This is a genomic window from Kineococcus siccus, assembly GCF_009906795.1.
Classification (GTDB): domain Bacteria; phylum Actinomycetota; class Actinomycetes; order Actinomycetales; family Kineococcaceae; genus Kineococcus; species Kineococcus siccus.
The window spans coordinates 1-1,788 of record NZ_JAAALN010000375.1; the positions used below are offsets into that span (position 1 = coordinate 1).

Genomic DNA, 1,788 nt, shown 5'->3' on the forward strand with positions numbered 1-1,788 from the left:
CCTCGTCCCCGCTCGCATCGGTCCCGCCGGTCCGCTCCCCGCGGGCCACCTGCTCGCGGACCAGCCGCACCACGTCGTCCGGGCGGTCCCACGCGGGCACGTGCCCGCACCGCTCCAGCCGCACCCACCGCGCGTGCGGCGGGGCGCACTCCCGCCGCAGGTGGCGCGGCGGGAGGATCCGGTCCCGGGCGCCGGTCACGACGAGCACCGGCGCCCGCACGTCCTCGGCGCGGGTGAAGGAGCCCGCGGCGATCGCCGCGTCGGCCGCGGCGTAGCCCGGGGCGGCCGCGACGGCCGCGAGCGCGTCGCGGGCCACCTCCCGCGGCAGCGCCCGGGGTGCGGCGCTGGTCGCGGCGAAGGCGAGCGTGCGCACGAGGCGGGTGGCGAGGACGTCCGGGGGCAGGCCGCCCGCCCACCGGGCGAGCTGCTGGCCCGTGGGCAGCAGCGGCGGGCGCCGGCGGGGCCGCGTCCACAGGCCCGCGGGGGCGAGGGCGGTGACGCTCGCGACGGCCGGCGGTCCGGGGTGCGCCGCGTCGTCGGCGGCGGCCTCCAGCACGACCCAGCCGCCGAAGGAGTGCCCGAGCAGGTGCACCGCGCGCCCGTCCACCGCCTGCAGCCGCCGGGCCAGGCGCAGCAGCCGGCGCCCGAGCTCGGGCGGCGTCATGGCGCCGGGACCGTCCAGGGCGGGGCTGCTGCCGTGGCCGGGCAGGTCGACGAGCAGCAGGCGGTGCTCGCGGGCGAGCCCGGGCACCACGAGCGCCCAGCCCGTGGAGGCGCTGCCCAGGCCGTGCACCAGCACCACGAGAGGGGCCCGGGCGCCCGCGCCGTCGAGGCGGGTGAGGACGAGGCCGTCCTCCGCCCGGGCGGCGCTCGCCCCGGGGGAGTCCGGCGCCGGGTCGTGGGAGGCGTTGCGGGGCAACGGGTCTGACCGACTCACGTCGCTGTCACCCCCCGGGGCGCCTGCGGTGCGTGCCATGGCGGCGACCCTAGGTGCCCGGCGCCGCCACCGCTGCGGAGCGCGGCCACCCTGTGTCACTCCCTACGACTCTGCGTCGATCCCACTCGGGCTTCCCGTTGACGCCCGGAGGTCCTCGTGGTGTACCTTCGAGACGTGTTCGAACGCGTGTTCGATCACGGTGCGACCGCTCGGCGGCGTGGTGCGAGGGAGAGGGGAAGCTCCCGCGCCCGCGCCGCCGAGCGCGTCGTCGCGAGCCGCTTCCCCCGGCTCGCCGACTCCCCGGGGCTGACCCCGGAACGGTGCGGCGATGGGAGGTGAGGCGTGGTGCGACGGTTCTCCGACACGATCCACGTGCGGTCCGGTGTCCTCGACGGCACGGAGGGCGCCCCGGTGCAGTTCCTCTGGCGAGGACGGCTCTACGTGGTGCGCGACGTGCTCTCGCACTGGCGCGAACGCAGCGCGTGGTGGGAGCACTCCGCCGTCGCGGCGGTCCACGGCGACGGTGACGGGCCCGGGAGCACGGCCGGCCGGGAGCAGGGCGGCGTCGGCACGGCCGTCCGCCGCGTCCTGGAGGTCGGTGACCTCGAGCGCGAGGTGTGGCGGGTCGAGGCCAGCGCGGGCCGCGCCGGCGTCGTCGGCGTCTACGACCTCGCCCACCCCGCCCGGCCCGGCACGGCAGCCGTGTCGGAGGCGCCCGCTACACCTGTCCCCGAGGACGAGTGGCAGCTGCTGCGCGTCAGCGACTGACGCGGTCCACCGCGTCGCCGCCGTCCTCCGTCCCGCAGCCCTCCGTCCCGCCGTCCTCCACCCCACCGCGAGGAGCCTCCCGA

At 78.8% G+C, this 1,788-nt stretch carries 2 protein-coding genes; one reads left to right on the top strand and one right to left on the bottom strand.

All coding sequences use genetic code 11. The features are described from left to right. Window positions 1-976, bottom strand: a 976-nt coding sequence (locus tag GTR02_RS21545) for an alpha/beta fold hydrolase (RefSeq protein WP_166609513.1), incomplete at its 3' end; no start/stop codon positions are given. A gap of 303 nt (window positions 977-1,279) precedes the next feature. Between GTR02_RS21545 and GTR02_RS21550 the strand changes: the two genes are divergently transcribed. Then, window positions 1,280-1,705, top strand: a complete 426-nt coding sequence (locus tag GTR02_RS21550) for a DUF6504 family protein (protein WP_205709792.1) — start codon at window positions 1,280-1,282, stop codon at window positions 1,703-1,705. Window positions 1,706-1,788 lie beyond the last annotated feature (83 nt).